This window comes from Ruegeria sp. C5 (genome assembly GCF_056537605.1).
The window spans coordinates 1,339,114-1,355,965 of the sequence record NZ_JBQFRX010000001.1; the positions used below are offsets into that span (position 1 = coordinate 1,339,114).

Annotated in this window: 17 protein-coding genes; 6 read left to right on the forward strand and 11 right to left on the reverse strand. The window is 60.0% G+C overall.

What is annotated here, in order from left to right; all coding sequences use genetic code 11:
- Positions 1–16: 16 nt before the first annotated feature.
- The 5 genes from ACR0AW_RS06830 to meaB form a co-directional block, all read right to left on the reverse strand.
- Complete coding sequence (locus ACR0AW_RS06830) at positions 17–481, reverse strand: copper chaperone PCu(A)C (protein WP_170397208.1); 465 nt, start codon at positions 479–481, stop codon at positions 17–19.
- Between the two features lie 45 nt (positions 482–526).
- Positions 527–877 carry a glycosyltransferase family protein gene (locus ACR0AW_RS06835; RefSeq protein ID WP_170733230.1) on the reverse strand — a complete coding sequence of 117 codons (351 nt, stop codon included), beginning with the start codon at positions 875–877 and terminating at the stop codon, positions 527–529.
- A 405-nt stretch (positions 878–1,282) separates the two neighbouring features.
- Entirely contained in the window at positions 1,283–1,570 is a 288-nt protein-coding gene (gene rpmB, locus ACR0AW_RS06840; protein WP_008756960.1) for a 50S ribosomal protein L28, read from the reverse strand.
- Between the two features lie 169 nt (positions 1,571–1,739).
- Positions 1,740–2,882, reverse strand: coding sequence for a Hint domain-containing protein (locus ACR0AW_RS06845; protein ID WP_170733231.1), 1,143 nt, complete (start codon positions 2,880–2,882; stop codon positions 1,740–1,742).
- 170 nt (positions 2,883–3,052) lie between these two features.
- A complete protein-coding gene (gene meaB, locus ACR0AW_RS06850; protein ID WP_170733232.1) occupies positions 3,053–4,030 on the reverse strand; it encodes a methylmalonyl Co-A mutase-associated GTPase MeaB in 978 nt (325 codons plus the stop codon).
- Positions 4,031–4,150: 120 nt separating this feature from the next.
- Here meaB and hrpB point away from each other — a divergent pair, with 120 nt between their 5' ends.
- The 3 genes from hrpB (at position 4,151) to ACR0AW_RS06865 (ending at position 8,810) form a co-directional block, all read left to right on the forward strand.
- On the forward strand, positions 4,151–6,589 hold the full coding sequence (gene hrpB, locus ACR0AW_RS06855; RefSeq protein ID WP_170733233.1) for an ATP-dependent helicase HrpB: 2,439 nt from the start codon (positions 4,151–4,153) through the stop codon (positions 6,587–6,589).
- 194 nt (positions 6,590–6,783) lie between these two features.
- Positions 6,784–7,242, forward strand: coding sequence for an NUDIX hydrolase (locus tag ACR0AW_RS06860; RefSeq protein WP_170511319.1), 459 nt, complete (start codon positions 6,784–6,786; stop codon positions 7,240–7,242).
- A gap of 89 nt (positions 7,243–7,331) precedes the next feature.
- Complete coding sequence (locus ACR0AW_RS06865) at positions 7,332–8,810, forward strand: inorganic phosphate transporter (RefSeq protein WP_170397220.1); 1,479 nt, start codon at positions 7,332–7,334, stop codon at positions 8,808–8,810.
- 61 nt (positions 8,811–8,871) lie between these two features.
- Here ACR0AW_RS06865 and ACR0AW_RS06870 read toward each other — a convergent pair whose 3' ends face one another.
- Both ACR0AW_RS06870 and ACR0AW_RS06875 read right to left on the reverse strand, forming a co-directional pair.
- Positions 8,872–9,846 carry a 2-dehydropantoate 2-reductase gene (locus tag ACR0AW_RS06870; RefSeq protein ID WP_170733234.1) on the reverse strand — a complete coding sequence of 325 codons (975 nt, stop codon included), beginning with the start codon at positions 9,844–9,846 and terminating at the stop codon, positions 8,872–8,874.
- A gap of 65 nt (positions 9,847–9,911) precedes the next feature.
- The gene (locus ACR0AW_RS06875) at positions 9,912–10,877 is read right to left on the reverse strand and encodes a pirin family protein (RefSeq protein WP_170733235.1); all 966 of its coding nucleotides are present in this window, start codon (positions 10,875–10,877) and stop codon (positions 9,912–9,914) included.
- Positions 10,878–11,133: 256 nt separating this feature from the next.
- Here ACR0AW_RS06875 and ACR0AW_RS06880 point away from each other — a divergent pair, with 256 nt between their 5' ends.
- Together ACR0AW_RS06880 and ACR0AW_RS06885 are read left to right on the forward strand one after the other, a co-directional pair.
- A complete protein-coding gene (locus tag ACR0AW_RS06880; RefSeq protein WP_170397223.1) occupies positions 11,134–11,622 on the forward strand; it encodes a peptidase associated/transthyretin-like domain-containing protein in 489 nt (162 codons plus the stop codon).
- A 6-nt stretch (positions 11,623–11,628) separates the two neighbouring features.
- Positions 11,629–12,225, forward strand: a complete 597-nt coding sequence (locus ACR0AW_RS06885; RefSeq protein WP_480438806.1) for a ferric reductase-like transmembrane domain-containing protein — start codon at positions 11,629–11,631, stop codon at positions 12,223–12,225.
- Between the two features lie 27 nt (positions 12,226–12,252).
- Here ACR0AW_RS06885 and ACR0AW_RS06890 read toward each other — a convergent pair whose 3' ends face one another.
- The 3 genes from ACR0AW_RS06890 to ACR0AW_RS06900 are packed head-to-tail and all read right to left on the reverse strand — an operon-like array spanning position 12,253 to position 14,795.
- Complete coding sequence (locus ACR0AW_RS06890) at positions 12,253–12,597, reverse strand: tautomerase family protein (protein WP_170733237.1); 345 nt, start codon at positions 12,595–12,597, stop codon at positions 12,253–12,255.
- Between the two features lie 56 nt (positions 12,598–12,653).
- Positions 12,654–13,580, reverse strand: a complete 927-nt coding sequence (gene argF, locus ACR0AW_RS06895; protein WP_170404219.1) for an ornithine carbamoyltransferase — start codon at positions 13,578–13,580, stop codon at positions 12,654–12,656.
- A gap of 27 nt (positions 13,581–13,607) precedes the next feature.
- Positions 13,608–14,795 (reverse strand): aspartate aminotransferase family protein, encoded by a 1,188-nt coding sequence (locus ACR0AW_RS06900; RefSeq protein WP_170597012.1) that lies wholly within the window; start codon positions 14,793–14,795, stop codon positions 13,608–13,610.
- Between the two features lie 294 nt (positions 14,796–15,089).
- On the opposite strand from ACR0AW_RS06900, the gene ACR0AW_RS06905 reads away from it, so the two are divergent.
- Entirely contained in the window at positions 15,090–15,980 is an 891-nt protein-coding gene (locus ACR0AW_RS06905; protein ID WP_170733238.1) for a DMT family transporter, read from the forward strand.
- On the opposite strand, the gene ACR0AW_RS06910 is transcribed toward ACR0AW_RS06905, so the two are convergent.
- Complete coding sequence (locus ACR0AW_RS06910; protein ID WP_170397238.1) at positions 15,962–16,765, reverse strand: ABC transporter permease; 804 nt, start codon at positions 16,763–16,765, stop codon at positions 15,962–15,964. The genes ACR0AW_RS06905 and ACR0AW_RS06910 overlap by 19 nt on opposite strands.
- Positions 16,766–16,852: the final 87 nt, after the last annotated feature.

Below are 16,852 nucleotides of genomic sequence, written 5' to 3' on the forward strand. Positions count from 1 at the left end.
AGCCTGAAGATAGGCGTTAGTTCGAATGGCCGCCTTTGTCCTGGCGCTCAAGATCGACCGGGATCTCGACCGCGACCTCTCCGGCGTTTTCGAAGATCAGTGTGACGGGAACGCTCCCTCCCTGTTCGAAGGGCGCTGTCAGGCCCATGAACATGACGTGATCACCGCCGCGTTTCAGCATGTGGGTTTCGCCCGCCGGAATGGCGAAGCCTTCCTTCACATGCACCATCTTGGCGACACCGTTTTCGTCAACCTTATGAGTGTGCAGTTCCACTCGGGCAGCCGCATCCGAGGTCACGCCGATCAGGCGGTCATCGGTATCGCCTTGATTCTGGATCATCATGAAGGCGGCACCCGCCTTCGCGGTTTTGCCCGAAGACCGTGCATAAGGGTCTTCGACCGAGATGGTATCGGCAGCCAGCGCCGCACCGGTCAGCGAAAAGGTAGTCAGGACTGCAAGCAGGCTGGATTTGAGGGTCATTATGCCTCTCCTTGGTAACTGTCTGATAGAGTTTGGAAACTGGAATCAGGCAGAAACCGGCGGGGCACGAGCTGGGTGTCGCGGCAGCGGCGCGGCAATCAGATGCTGGGAAAGGAGCGACGGCGCGGGGAGCGCGCGCGGCGGGGCCGGAGGTACGGCAACCGAGGCTTCATGGATCGCGCCCAGCAGGTTGAGCGCGTAGTCAGGGCAGTATTGCGGTGCGCGGGTCGGTTGGCCGTCTTCGTCCATATAGACGACGACCGGCCCGCTGCCGGTGCACAAAACCATCTGCCCGACCGCGCGCTCCATACCCCGCGACACGGCCAGTCCCTGCCCGGTAAGGATCACCATCAAGGACAGCGCATAAGGCAGAAATGTGCGGAAAAAGCCTGTCATGTCAGCTTGGTATATACGCCGCCCGCTGAACCGGCTTCAAGCGCAAAGCAGTGGCTGAGACAGTATGGCCTAGCTCAGCTTTTCGGCGGCCTGAACGCCTCGGCATTCATCCCCGTATGCAGTCGGTTTACCCGGCGCTGCATCCGGGTGCAGCGGATCACAGCTTTTGCAATTGATCGTGGCAGTAAAAACAGAAAATTCTTTGCTTTGAGTGACATGGTAACCCCCTCAACATGAATATGCATAAACATATGCGATATTCAGCAGGCGTTCTGTGAACAACGTCACGAAGCGGGGCGTTTTATTACCATTTCAGAGACAATTATTCGCACAGGGGCAGCGAATGCAAAAAAGAAAAGCCCCACACCGCAGGGTGCAGGGCTGAATTCTTGCGTGAGAAAGCGCTTAGGCCGAGGCTTGTGCCTTGGCGATTTCTTTCTTCACTTTCAGGGCGTTCGCCGACAGCTCGTCATCCTTGGCTTTGGCCAGGAACGCGTCCAGACCACCGCGGTGGTCGACCGAGCGCAGGGCAGCTGCCGAGATGCGCAGCTTGACGCCACGACCCAGAGTTTCCGACTGCAGGGTAACGTCGTTCAGGTTGGGCAGAAAACGGCGACGAGTTCTGTTTTTGGCGTGGCTGACATTGTTGCCAGTCATCGGGCCTTTTCCGGTCAGTTCGCAACGGCGCGACATGGTTTCTTCCTTTGTTTCTGGAGGCCGGGTACAAGACCCGCGGCCAAATCACAAGGGGCGCAACCCGAAGTCGCGCCCGAAAACTGGTTGGATGCGTTTAGTGGGAATCGCGCGGAGGGTCAAGACGGCTGCGGCGAAATCTTTGCCCCTTCTTGAATTCCTTGGCAGTTCAGATCCGAGGCATCCGCAATAGTGGCTTGTTATTCTTCAAATGCCGCGTGATCAACTGCGCTTGCAGCCGCCCGCCGGGGATCATGCGGGCCGGGTCGGCGCGATAGTCAAGGTCTGTCAGTTCGGGAAAAATCTCGAATATCTCGCGACGCGACGCGGCGCTCAGCATTTTCAGCGCTTCGGGGCCGGTATAGAGGCTTTCGGTTGGCGCATCCTCGGCAAAGATCACCTGATGGCGGTCGAACAGCAGGTGGTAATACTCGACGCTTTCCACGCTTTCATCAACGTAGATATCCGGCATTGCGGTGAGTTTGATGGCCGGAATCAGAACCTCGGTCGTGCCGAACATGCGTTGGGCGATCTTTGAGTGCGCCAGCATCCGATGCTGGCGCGAGACCAGCAGATCGCGATGCGGCAGCCCCTCGCCCAATGCCCCTGCAAGGATACGCACAGGCCAGAGTCTGGGGTTGGCTTCAAGCTGGAAGCGATCAAATTCGCGCCGCCCGATCCAACGGATCGGGTGTAGGCCCTGCCCAAGAGTGTGGACCAGATCACCAGTGCGCAACGACTGGATCAGGGATCGCCCATCCTGTGTCGTGATCAATGTATCGCGCGTGAAACAGGGCATACCCGACCCGTTCTCGAACGCTGAATACGTGACGGTGATGCCTGAAGGCAGGGTAAATGTGCCGCTAGAGACTGAATAACCAACCCCGTCTTCGACCGTAATCACCCCGAAAGTATCGTCCGTGATAACAGTGCCCTCAGGGAGGTTCAGCGTGTCGGTTCCGCTGCCGCCGCGAATGTCACCCGACACCGTGGTGCTGGTGAAATTCAGCGTGTCATTACCGGCACCAAGCCGGATATCGCCGACGGTTGACCCGCTGATATCAACCGTATCCGCATCGGACCCGCTAGCGATGCGCCCGCCAACCGTACTGTTGGTGACAATGATCGTGTCGGTGCCTGCATTGCCCAGGACATTGTTGGCAATGGTGCTATTGGTGATGGTGATATCGTCATCGCCGCCACGGCCGCGGATACCGGTCACCGGAGGCGTCGCCGGGTTTCCGTTCAGAGTACCGTTGTCATTTGTGACATCGATATCGTCGTCGCCGTTGGTACCATTGATATTGGGCATTCTGACGTGTCCCGTTCCTCGGAGAATCCGGGCACGATCCGAGCTGACCAAGCCCTTTCTCAACCCGGTTCAAACGCAGTGACTTACACTCAAACACAACAATATATGTAGCTTTAATACACGATTAGCGGTCAGCGCACCAGCCGCGCACGCATCATACCGCCAGAGTGTTACGCGTCGGACAGCCCGGAGAGGATTTGTTCGGCCGCCGCCGATGGGCTGAGGTGGCCCGCACTGACCTGAGCGCCAAGATCGCTCATCCGACTGCGCATCTGTGGCGTTTCGAGACGCGCAAGCAATGCGTGGCGTACCTCTTGCTCGAACCAGTATTGTGCCTGTGTGGCGCGGTTCGATACCCAATGCCCGGCTTCGCGCCGCCAGGTTGTCAGGGCCTGCATCTCGTCCCAGGCCTGTTCCAGCCCATGCTCTTCAACCGCTGAAACGGTCATGGCCTTGGGAAACCCTTCGGGATCCTGCGGGCGTTTGCGCAGCAGACGCAGCGCGCCCGCGTAATCGGCGCAGGTGCGGGTGGCAGTCGCTTTCAGATCGCCATCCGCCTTGTTGATCAGGATCATGTCAGCCATCTCCATGATGCCGCGCTTGACGCCCTGCAACTCATCGCCGCCCGCCGGGGCCAGCAGCAGCAGGAACAGGTCAGACATCTCGGCCACAACGGTTTCCGATTGGCCCACACCCACGGTTTCAATCAGCACGACGTCAAAACCAGCCGCCTCACAAAGTGCAATCGCTTCGCGTGTGCGTCGCGCCACGCCACCAAGATGGCTCTGGCTGGGGGACGGGCGGATAAAGGCGTTTTTCTCGCGGCTCAGCCTTTCCATGCGAGTCTTGTCGCCCAGGATCGAGCCCCCCGAACGGGCCGAGCTAGGGTCAACTGCAAGAACCGCAACGCGCAGCCCCAGCCCCGTCAGCATCATGCCGAAGCTTTCGATAAAGGTCGATTTGCCTACACCCGGCGTGCCCGACAGGCCGATCCGCAACGCCTGGCGTCCGGCGCCGCTCAATTGATCCAGCAGCGCGGTTGCCTGCGCTCGATGATCTTCACGCCCGCTTTCGACCAGTGTGATCGCACGGGCCAATGCCCTGCGCTCTCCGTTCAAGATCCTGTCGCCAAGCTCGGCAATGTTCATCGGTAAGTCCCCGGCTGGAATTTGCCCTAGATGAGGGGGGATGACCCGGTTTGTCCAGCCCCAACCGGAGCTGAGTTTGGCGACGCTGGACCTTGGCCGAGGCTTTGGCGATAAGGCGATATGACCCGGTTGCCCATTGATGACGCCATTCCCGATCTTCTGAACGCCTTGCGAACGCATGGGCGCGCGGTGCTGCAGGCGCCGCCGGGTGCGGGCAAGACAACCCGCGTGCCGCTTGAGATGCTGCAGGCCGGTCTGTGCGAGGGCCGGATCGTCATGCTGGAACCCCGGCGGCTGGCCGCCCGCGCCGCCGCCGAACGCATGGCTGAGACGCTGGGTGAGCCCGTGGGCCAGACCGTGGGCTATCGTGTCCGTGGAGACGTGAAAGTTTCAAAGGCGACGCACATCGAGGTTGTGACCGAAGGTATCCTGACACGGATGCTGCAATCCGAACCTGACCTGCCCGGCGTAGGTGCTGTGATATTCGATGAATTCCACGAACGGTCCCTGAACGCCGATCTTGGGCTTGCACTGTGCCTTGAGGTGACTGGAGCGTTGCGCGATGACCTGATCTTGCTGGCGATGTCCGCGACGCTGGATGCTGAACCGGTGGGCCAGCTGATGAACGCGCCTCTGGTGACATCCGAAGGGCACAGCTATCCGGTCGAGACCCGCTGGTTGGACCGGCCTTTGGCGCCGCAGGCGCGGCGACTGGACGCGCTGATCGATCTGGTGGTGCGAGCCGAACGGGAAACCAAAGGGGGCATGCTGGTGTTCCTGCCCGGTGAAGGTGAAATTCGGCGGGCCGAGGCGGCTTTGGCCAGCCGTCTACCCGACACCTGTTCAGTGCGGCCTTTGTTCGGAGCACTGCCCTTTGCCGCCCAGCGCGCGGCGATTGCGCCGGTTAAGCAAGGTCGCAAGGTGGTTCTGGCGACGTCGATTGCCGAAACCTCGCTGACTATTCCCGATATCCGCGTGGTGGTCGATATGGGGCAAGCCCGGCGGGCACGGTTCGATCCCGGATCAGGCATGTCGCAGCTGGTGACCGAGCGGGTGACGCGGGCCGAAGCGACGCAGCGCGCAGGCCGTGCGGGGCGTGTGGCCGAAGGTGTCTGCTATCGGTTGTGGTCCAAGGGCGAAGAAGGTGCACTAGCCGCCTACCCGCCTGCCGAGATCGAGGCAGCCGATCTGACCGGGCTGGCGTTGGAATTGTCGCTCTGGGGCGCAGAACCGGGTGATCTTGCGTTTCTGACCGCGCCGCCCGAAGGCACGCTGGCCGAGGCGCGCGCGTTGCTGGCGATGCTGGGTGCCCTGGATGGCAAAGGTAGGATCACCGAACATGGGCGGGCGCTGGCGGCGCTGCCGCTGCATCCTCGGCTGGGGCACATGCTGCTGCACGCGGGACCTGAGGCCGCGACACTGGCGGCGCTGATGGCGGAACGCGATCCGCTGCGGGGCGCGCCGGTCGATCTGTCTTTGAGGCTTGAGGTGCTGCTGGACGTGCGCGCGTTTCAGCGCAATCGGGTCTGGCAGGTCAACATGGGCGCGCTGGATCGGATCAAGGGCGAAGCAAAACGGTTGCGCGCGCAATCTAAGGATGCGGGCGGTCTGAGCCCGGCAGCGATGGCGGCGCTGGCCTATCCCGATCGCATCGGACAGCGACGCAAGGGAGATGTCCCGCGTTATGTCCTGTCGGGTGGCAAAGGCGTCGTGCTGGAAGCCGGTGATACGTTGGCGGGTGCACCCTATCTTGTGGTGACGGATACGGATGGGAACCCGCGTGAAGCGCGCGTGCGCATGGCAGCGCAGATTTCCGAGGGGGAAATTCGCGATCTATTCGGCGATCAGATCGCGCGGGTCGACAGCTGCGACTGGTCGAAACGCGAACGCCGTGTGGTGGCGCGCAGGCAAGAGCGGTTCGGAGCGATCACGCTGGACGACCGCATCTGGAAAGATGTCCCCGGGGATGCATTGGCGCAGGCGATGTTGGACGGGGTGCGCGATCTGGGTGTGCGGCTGACCGGGGCCGCAGCGCGATTGGCCGCTCGGGTCGAGTTGATCCGCGCGGAAGGCGCTGATCTGCCGGACTTCTCGGAAACCGGGCTGATGGAAACGCTGGAAGACTGGCTGCTGCCGATGCTCTCGGGCGTGCGCAATGCCGATGACTGGAAGCGGTTCGACCTGCTGCCCGCGCTGCGCGCCCGGCTGGACTGGGACCAGATGCAGGAACTGGATCGGCGGGCGCCGGGCTCGTTTGTGACTCCGTTGGGCCGCAAGCTGCCAATTGACTATGGCGGTGCTGTGCCCGAAATCTCGGTTAGGCTGCAAGAGGTATTCGGCGTTACGCAACATCCGGTGGTTGGGGGCGAGCCTTTGAAGATCACGCTGCTGTCACCGGCCCAGCGACCGATCCAGATCACCCGTGATCTGCCCGGATTCTGGGCCGGGTCATATGCCGATGTGCGCAAGGACATGCGGGCGCAGTACCCAAAACATCCCTGGCCCGAAGATCCAACTCAGGCGGATCCAACGCTTCGCGCGAAGCGGCGCAAAGGCTAAGTTGATCAGGTGGGCGTTGATAAGCCTCATTGGCGGAAACGGCGGAAAGCGCACAAATTGCTGCAAAAATACACGAAACACTGAAAGTTCAGGCCATATTTTGCGGTTATCCGAGGGCGGTATTGTTAACTCAGTAATACATGATTATGTAACTTCTTCGAATTACAAAAAGAATACGCCCGAGCAGGCCTGACATGACGACATGGATACGCAACATCTGGGAAGAAGTCGCGCGACCGCTGATCCAGCGCCCAAGCCGGGTGCAGGTTGCTGCGTTGTGTACCCGCAAGGCAGGTCCCGGTGACGACGTTCTGTTGATCACCAGTCGGGGCACCGGACGCTGGATTATCCCCAAAGGCTGGCCCATTGATGGGCTCAACGGGCCGGAAACCGCATTGCGGGAAGCCTGGGAAGAGGCTGGAGTGCGCGCGACTGAGGTGCAGAAAGATCCCGTTGGTCATTACTCTTACGACAAAAGGTTGGATGACGGCACGGCGTTGCCGGTTATCACCAGCGTTTATCGGATCGAGGTGACCGGACTGGCGGATGTATTCCCGGAATCCGATCAGCGTAAGCGCTGCTGGGTGTCCCCGAAGGTGGCCGCCGAACGCGTGCAAGAGCCGGAATTGCGCGACTTGCTACTGCAATTGTAACAATATTGTAAAAAACTGATGACAAAGGTTGCCGCGCCCATTGGAACCGTTTAGCGGCGGGCATCATTCAAAACAGCCGTTGTGAACCGATGTCAGACCACCCCACTAAAGCCCGTTGGCACGCACTGGACCGTGACCTACAGCGTATCTCGCGCGTTGAGCACGCCAATGCCCAAGTATCGCGTCCTCTGTTGGCCCCCGGAATTGCACTGGCCTTTATCGCGCTGGCAGGTTTGGCTGCAGCGCTTCTGTTCGGACGGGCCGATGGTGGCGTGATCGTTGTCGCAGCTGCGGCATTCGGCGCTTACATGGCGATCAATATCGGTGCCAACGACGTGGCCAACAATATGGGCCCGGCAGTTGGGGCCAATGCTCTGACCATGGGCGGAGCCATCCTGATTGCCGCCATCGCAGAAAGCGCAGGTGCGTTGCTGGCAGGGGGGGATGTGGTTTCGACCATCTCTAAGGGCATCATCGATCCGATGTCGGTGCAGAACAGCAATGTGTTCATCTGGGCGATGATGGCGGCCCTGATATCGTCGGCACTGTGGGTCAATCTGGCTACCTGGGTCGGGGCACCGGTTTCGACCACGCATTCGGTGGTCGGCGGCGTGATGGGTGCCGGCATTGCTGCGGCGGGCCTAAGTGCGGTGAGTTGGGGCACGATGAGCGCGATTGCCGCCAGTTGGGTGATCTCACCCGTTTTGGGCGGGATGATTGCAGCCGCCTTTCTGGCATTGATCAAACACAAGATCCAGTATCAGGACGACAAGATCGCGGCAGCGCGGCGCTGGGTGCCCATTCTGGTTGCCGTGATGGCAGGGGCGTTTGCCACCTACTTGTCGGTCAAAGGCCTGAAGCGGATCGTCAAAATTGATCTTCAATTTGCCCTTTTGATCGGTCTGACCTTTGGCGGCCTGGTCTGGGCTGCGACGGTACCGTGGGTCAAGCGCAAGTCTGAAGGGTTGGAGAACCGGACCCGGTCGTTGAAGACATTGTTTGGTCTGCCTCTGGTGATTTCGGCCACATTTCTGAGCTTTGCGCATGGGGCCAATGATGTGGCCAATGCGGTGGGTCCATTGGCGGCAATCGTGCATGCGGCCGAGTTCGGAGATTTTGCCACGAAAGTATCGATCCCGACATGGGTCATGGTGATCGGCGCGTTTGGCATCTCGTTCGGCCTATTCCTGTTCGGTCCCAAGCTGATCCGTATGGTCGGCAGCCAGATCACCAAGCTGAACCCGATGCGGGCGTTCTGTGTCGCGCTATCGGCGGCGATCACGGTCATCGTCGCCAGTTGGCTGGGTCTGCCGGTCAGTTCGACTCATATCGCGGTTGGGGCCGTCTTTGGTGTTGGCTTCTATCGGGAGTGGCATGCTGAGCGGCGGTGGAAATACTCGAACCGCCAGCGACCGGCAGAGCTGCGACTGGCGCGCGAGGAACGGCGGCGGCGCAAGCTGGTGCGGCGGTCGCATTTCATGACCATCGTGGCGGCCTGGGTGATCACGGTACCGGCAGCGGCAGTGATGTCGGCGCTAATTTTCTGGGTTTTGACTGCGTTCGCTTGATCGGAATTTGCGAGGCTCTGCCTCGCGCTCCGAGGTATTTTAGGCCAGATGAAGAGACGGATCAGGTTATGATCTGGTCGACTGTGAGCGGCGTGTCCGGTGATTGGTGGATGAGTTGAGAGACTCGGCTATTGATCGGGGTTGGGATCGCGTACTGTTGGCCGAGTTTGATGATTTCGCCCTGTAGACTGTCGATTTCGGTCGGGCGTCCCGCCGTCAGATCATAAGCCATCGAGGTGCGCGCGTTTGGGTCGATGGTCAGCATTTTTGCCGCAATTCGTATAAAAATTGGCGTTGGCAGACGTAGAATGTGCGGTGTCATCCATGCGGGTAGTGGCGTTGTGGAGGTGGCCTCGATCTCGGCGACTTTCAAAACACGCTGCGCCTCGGCCATCTGATCAGCCATCAGGCGACGCCAGTTTCGGTCGAGCAGTTGGTTTTGCAAGGTCAGGCCGGACAATGCGTTCAATGCATTGTTGAGGTTGATCACCAGCTTACCCCATTGCACTGCCTCGATCTGGTCGCTTTCGCTGACGGGTAGATCTGGGGCGCTTAGGCGTTCAGCCAGAGACCGGGAGCCACGCTCGATGACGATCTCACCCGATGTGGCACGGTGATAGGTTGCCGGGCCCGTCGGCACCACGTTGAAGGGCACCATTCCAGCCCGAACGTCGCGTCCGGGAAGAGCGGTGCGCAGGGTGCGGGCGTTCTCGAGCCCATTCTGCCAAGACAGAACCGGGGCCGTTTCCGTGGCGTGTGCGGCGATCAGCGTTGCCATCTCGGCGGTCGCGCCGGTTTTTACCGTGACGATGACCAACTCGGCATCCCCGAGACAGGCAGGGTCTTCGCTGAGCGTGAGTTGTGCGGCGGCGACGTGACGATGCAGGTTCGAGAAATCTGTCACCGTCAGCCCCTGTCCCCGGATGGCGTTCAGCACCCGCGCGCGACCCAGCAGTGTCACGCTGTGTCCCGCTGCGGCCAGCAATGCGCCGCAAAAGCAGCCAATGCTGCCTGCACCGGCGATGACAATATTCATGGCTTACCTCCGCTGTGCCTCCAAGGATCGCCGGGATCGTTCAACGGAGCCAGCGTGACGTGAGGTCAGACGCGGGCGCGTCTGGGTCGGGTGCGTTCGAGGTCTTCCGAGATCGGAATGAACTCCTGATCATCACCGGGCGGCAGGTGGAAGGCGCCGTTCGCCCAGTCGGCAGTTTTCCATTCGCGTGTGGCGGTTTCTATCTTCTCCTTCGAGGAGGAGACGAAGTTCCACCAGATGTAGCGATCTTCGTTCAAGGTCGCGCCGCCCAGCAGCAACAGCCGCGCACCCAGTGGTCCGGCCTTCACGGACAGGTGATCGCCGGGGCGGAAGACCATCATGCGACCCGCCTCACAGCTGTCGCCTGCGATCTCGACCGAGCCTGTGGTGACATAGACACCGCGATCCTCGTGATTGTCGGGCAGCGGGAAGGAGGCACCCGGTTCGAGCTGGACGTCGAGATAAAAGGTCTCGGACAGCATGGTGACCGGGCTGGTTTCGCCATAGGCGGAACCAAGGATCAGGCGGGCGCTGACGCCTGCATCCTGAATATGGGGCAACGCGCCCTGTTTGTGGTGTTCGAAATCGGGGGCCATATCTTCGTGAGTTTCGGGCAGGGCGATCCAAGTCTGGATGCCAAACAGGCTGTGTTTCTTGCCGCGTGTTTGGTCACTGGTACGTTCGGAATGGGTCACACCACGCCCAGCGACCATCCAGTTGACCTCGCCGGGATAGATCATCTGATGCGTGCCGAGACTGTCGCGGTGTTCAAACTCGCCCTGATATAAATAGGTCACGGTACCCAGTCCGATATGGGGATGCGGCCGTACGTCAATACCGCCTTCGGTGATGAATTCGGCCGGACCCATTTGGTCGAAGAAGATGAAGGGGCCGACCAGTTGCCGTTTGACCGAGGGTAGCGCGCGGCGCACCTCGAACCCGCCCAGATCACGGGCACGGGGGATGATCAGGCTGTCCAGCGCCGGGTTCTCGGACCGGCAGTCGGGTGTATGGGTCGGATTCCAGCTCATTCTCGCTCTCCCTTAGGTCAGGATCTGGCTTGGGCTTCAATATGTTTGATAATGTGGAATATAGTATGATTTATTGTCGGGCATAGCGCATGAGTGCACATATACAGTGCACGATGTGCGGAAACGGCGGCAACGCTCACGTGACGGTGATGAAATGACCCGATCTTCAGACCAGCTTAACTCGGCTTTCGCAACAAACGTGCTAGATTGAGTATCAGGCCAGACAACATGCCCGTTATCGAAAGGAGCCCTCTCGATGTCGCACGTTCTTCTTACCCGCCGCAGCGCGTTGGTTACGGCGGGCTGTTTTGCAGCGCTAGGCACGGCCGGGCTGACCACGCCCGCGCGGGCGCAGGGCGTTGCACCGACCCCGTCCATGCGGGGCGGATCGAACAACTATCGCCCCGGCGCCCCTATTGTGCAGCGCATCGGCGGCGGAGGTTTCTGGATGACCGGCACCGTGCGCCGCGCAGGCGACGGAGCCCCCTTGCCCGGCCAGCGTATCCAGATCTGGGCGCATACGACCGAAGGGCACGAGCGCGACCAGCGCAGCCATGGGGCGACGCTGACGGATGCGAACGGTGAATTTCGGCTTGAGATGCCACAAATCGTGCCCGCCTTTGGCCAACCGCACGGGCATCTGGCCTATGACAGCGGCGAATTCGAAACGGTTTTCCTACGCCCGGTGATGTCGAGCGCGAAGGATAAAACGCTTGCCGCGCATTTCGTCTTGCAGCCTGCCTGATACGTGTTGAGGCGCATACTGATCTGGGCAGCGTTGATTGTCGCCCTTCTGGTGCCGGTTATCGCGGCAGCATTCAGCCCTTATCTGGCGTGGCGCGAGCCGATCTACATCCTAGCCGGGTTTGCGGGCATCGTCGGGATGTGCCTTCTGCTGATGCAACCCTTGCTGGCCGGACGCTGGTTGCCTGGGCTTTCACCTGTGCGCAGCCGCTTATGGCACAGGCGGTGCGGTCTGGCCCTTGTCGCAGCGATCGTAATCCATGTGGGCGGTTTGTGGATCACGAGCCCGCCGGATGCCGTGGACGCGCTTCTATTCGTATCAGCCACACCCTTTTCCGTCTGGGGTGTGATCGCGATGTGGACGGGTTTTGCTGCAGCAACAATGGGTGTTTTGCGGCTACGCCTGAACCTGCGATTTCGGCTCTGGCGTCTGGGGCACACAGGACTGGCGCTGGTAACCATTCTGGGCAGTGTCGTACACGCCCTGCTGATTGAGGGCACAATGGAGATCATGACCAAGATCGCATTGTGTGTGCTGTTAGTTCTGGCGTGCGTCGCTACGCTCGCCAGACTACGGGTCTGGGATGTGACCCGACGCGTTTAGTCATCCCATACGCATACCGGGGCCGCGTCAGGCTGACAGGCGTTTGGCATAGGTCGCGCGATCTATTTCAACATCCCGCACGGTGATACTGCCGACCGTGGGCGCAGACGCAGCCAGAACATTCAGAATGATCGCGTTCAACTCGGCGCGCGTTGCCTCATTTCGGCCTTGCAGCAACAAGAGCGTGGCATGAATGAAGGTCTGCGGTTCGGTCCCGATGCGGAAATACGGAAACGAGGTGGCACGGATTTTGAGTGTTGGGGCATCGAATTCTTCATGCGCGGCGAGCTCGGAATAGAGCTGCTCACAGATGGCTTGAAAATCATGAGTTTTTTCGAGCCCGGCAGAGAATTCCAGAGTGATGTGTGGCATTGGTTGCTCCGAGATTTAAGAGAGCCATCTATGGCTCTCCCAGATTGCTGTCGGCCTCAGACGCCCAGACACCAGCGCATCACGGCTTTTTGCGCATGCAGGCGGTTTTCGGCCTCGTCAAAGATCACCGAGTTCGGGCCGTCCATGACCTCGGATGTGGCCTCTTCTTCGCGGTGCGCAGGCAGGCAGTGCATGAACAACGCGTCTGGCTTGGCATGCGACATCAGCTCGGCGTTGACCTGATAGGGGCGCAGCATGTTGTGGCGGCGCTCCTTCGCGGATTGAGAATCGTGCATTGAGACCCAAGTATCGGCGACCACGAGGTCGGCCCCTTCAACAGCTTTGTGCGGGTCCCGTTCGATCACGATTTTCGAGCCCTTCTGGCGTGCAAGCCCCATAAATTCTTCTTCCGGGTCCAGCTGCGCCGGGCCGGTGAATGTCAGGTCGAAACCGAATTGACCGGCGGCATGCAGAAATGAAGCGCAGACATTGTTGCCGTCGCCGGTCCAAACGACCTTTTTTCCTGCGATGGGGCCGCGATGCTCTTCATAGGTCAGCACATCGGCCATGATCTGGCAGGGATGTGTACGATCGGTCAGACCATTGATGACGGGAACGTCCGAGTATTCGGACATCTCGGTCAGGATGGTTTCATCAAAGGTCCGGATCATGATCATGTCGACATAGCGCGACAGGACCCGGGCGGTGTCGGCGATGGTCTCGCCATGGCCCAGCTGCATGTCCTTGCCGGACAGCACCATGGTCTGCCCGCCCATTTGGCGCACGCCAACATCGAAGGACACGCGGGTCCGCGTTGATGGCTTTTCAAAGATCAGCGCAACCATGCGGCCTGCCAGAGGCTGCTCGTCGTCGGGGGCGGCTTTGGGACGCCCAAGGCGCGCCTGTTTCATCGCGCTGGCCTGATCGATCATGTTCCGCAGATCACCTGCGTCAGTTTTGTGGATATCAAGGAAGTGGTTCATTTTAATTCACTTTTTAATCAGGCGAGTTCAGGCCGAAGCCATTGCGTTTTCGACTTGTGCCGCAGTTTTCTCGAGGCGGATCAGGGCTTGTGCGATGTCATCCTCGGTGAGGGTCAGCGGCGGCAGCAGGCGGATCACGTTATCTGCGGCGGGAACCGTTATGACCTCGTTGTCATAGCCAGCGTTGACCACGTCGATATTGGTGGGCTTGCATTTCAGGCCTAGCATCAGGCCTGAGCCGCGCACCTCCTCGAATACTTCGGGGTGGTCCGCGATCAGGCCTTCGAGCTTCTGACGCAGCAGGCCTGCCTTGCGATTCACCCCTTCGAGGAAGGCCGGAGTAGCGACCTGATCGATCACCGCGCAGCCTACAGCGCAGCCCAAGGGGTTGCCGCCATAGGTCGAGCCGTGGGTGCCTGCCGTCATGCCGCTGGCGGCCTCTTCGGTGGCCAGAACCGCACCCAGAGGAAAACCGCCGCCGATGCCTTTGGCGACCATCATGATATCCGGCGTGATGCCGGCCCATTCATGGGCAAAGAGTTTGCCGGTCCGTCCAACGCCGCATTGGACCTCATCGAGGATCAGCAAAAGGCCGTTATCATCGCAAATCTGGCGCAAGGCTTTCAGCTCTGCATCCGGAACGGGGCGGATGCCGCCTTCGCCCTGAACCGGTTCGATCAGGATGGCTGCCGTGGTGTCGGTGATGGCGTTGGTGACGCCGTCGAGGTCTCCGAATGTCAGATGCACAAAGCCGGGAAGCAGCGGTCCAAAGCCTTTGGTCATCTTCTCGGACCCGGCGGCGGCGATACCCGCCGATGACCGGCCATGGAATGAGCCGTCGAAGGTGATGATCTCGACCTTCTCGGGCTGACCTTTGTCATAAAAATACTTGCGGGCCATTTTGACGGCCAATTCGCAGGATTCGGTGCCCGAATTGGTGAAGAACACCGTATCGGCAAAGGTGTGTTCCACCAGCTTGTCCGCCAGTGCCTGCTGTTGCGGGATGTTATAGAGGTTTGAAACATGCCACAGCGCATGCGCCTGTTCCGTCAGGGCCGCCACCAGCGCCGGATGCGCATGACCCAGCGCGTTCACCGCTATGCCTGCGCCCAGATCCAGAAAACGTCGGCCATCCGCCTCGGTCAGCCAGGCGCCTTCGCCCTTCACGAATGTCAGGGGCGCGCGGTTATAGGTCGGCAGAACGGACGGGATCATCGGATCATCCTTTTCGAATAGCTTGAGCCCTGTGAGTGATACACTGGGGCCATGGTCGTCAACTGATTTGGTGGGGTTTGCGCGGATTTGGACAGCGCAAATGGATCAAACGGGCCGATTATGCGGTCAGGCGTCGGCGTCGGAGGCGCAGGATATGTGCGGTATTGATCATGTGAGGCCGTATAGCGGGGTGCACCGGGTCTGAAAACCCCGTTTTTGCGATCGGGGCAAAAATCATTCTGAGACCGGGATTTACCGCTTGTCATTTACCCGACGCTGGCGCACGGCTGAACCATGACACCGATACGTCAGAATCCTGCCCTTGCGGCCCTGCTGATCCTTGCGGCCAGCGCCCTTCTCGCAGGGACCACATTGCTGGCGAAAGCACTGGGGACGGATGTGCTTGGCCCTGCCCTGCATCCGATGCAGATCAGCCATGGACGGTTTCTGTTTGCCTTTCTGGTAATCGTGACAGCCGTCGGCATCATGCGCCCCCGCCTGAGCCGCCCGCATTGGGGTCTGCATATCGGACGGACGAGCTTCGGCTGGCTGGGGATCACGCTGATGTTTGCATCCGTTGCTTTCATACCGATTGCGGATGCGACGGCGATCTCGTTCCTGAACCCGGTCTTTGCCATGATGTTGGCGATCCCGCTGCTGAAAGAAGGTGTCGGCCCGTGGCGCTGGTTAGCCGCCTTCGTAGCCTTGATCGGTGCTTTGGTTCTGTTGCGTCCAACGCCCGCTAGCTTTCAACCCGCTGCATTACTGGCCCTGACCGCAGCAGTGATAATTGGAATGGAACTGATCTTTATCAAAAAGCTCTCGGGCCGAGAAATACCGATCCAGATTCTGCTGATCAACAATGCGATGGGTCTGACCATTGCGACAGTCGCGGTAAGTTTCGTTTTCCAGATGCCGACGCCTCAGCAATGGGCGGCGCTGGCTTCGATTGGTGTGCTAATGGCCTGTGCGCAGGCTTGTTTCGTCAACGGAATGGCGCGGGCGGATGCCTCTTTTGTGGCACCGATCAGCTACGCCACCCTGATCTTCGCTGCCGTCTACGATTTCGCGGTATTCAAGGTGATACCGGATGGGATCAGCATGATCGGCTCGGCCATCATCCTGACCGGAGGTCTGATTCTGGTCTGGCGCGAGGCGATACACCGTCAGGCCTTGAGCCGGTAGCCGGTGCGCAACATCTGCCAGGTCAATCCTCCAACCAACAATGTCGCGCTGGCGCAGATCGCCATGCCCAACCAAGGAGAGCTGTCGGACACGCCGATCATCCCATAGCGCAACCCGTCAATCAGATAGAAGACCGGGTTCGCATGGCTTAGCCGATTGAGCACTGGCGGTAGCGCCTGCACAGAATAGAAAGTGCCGGACAAGAAAGCCAAAGGCGTGACGATGAAGTTGGTGATCGCCGCCATCTGGTCAAACTTGTTGGCAAAAATCCCGGCAAAAAGCCCAAGCGCGCCCATGAACGCGCCACCTAAAACCACGAATATCAGTGCGATCAGCGGGTTCTGCGGCACGATGCCCAGAACCAACGCCAGAGCGATTGCGACAACAAGGGCGATCAGGATTCCGCGGGCGATGCCTCCGGCCAGATAACCCAACAGGATTTCCAGCGGCGATAGCGGCGGCATCAGCGTATCGACGATATTGCCCTGAACCTTGGCGATCACCATCGATGACGATGTATTGGCAAAGGCGTTCTGAATCACGGTCATCATCATGATGCCCGGTGCCAGAAAGGTCAGAAACGGCACCCCCATCACATCCGGTCGGCTGGGACCAATGGCAATGTTGAAGATCAGCAGGAACAGGCCTGCCGTCACCAGCGGTGCCAGCAGGGTCTGCGTCCACACGGCCAGAAAGCGCAGGGTTTCGCGCTGCGCCAGTGTATAGAGGCCCATCCAATTCACCGCGCCAAAGCGGCGTGCGTCGTGATCCATGAGATTATGCATGCTCTGCCCCATACCTGATTCGAAGACCGCTTGTAACTCGGGCTGCAGTGTTTAGAATAGGGCGCTGAGATGATTTCCCAAGGCGGC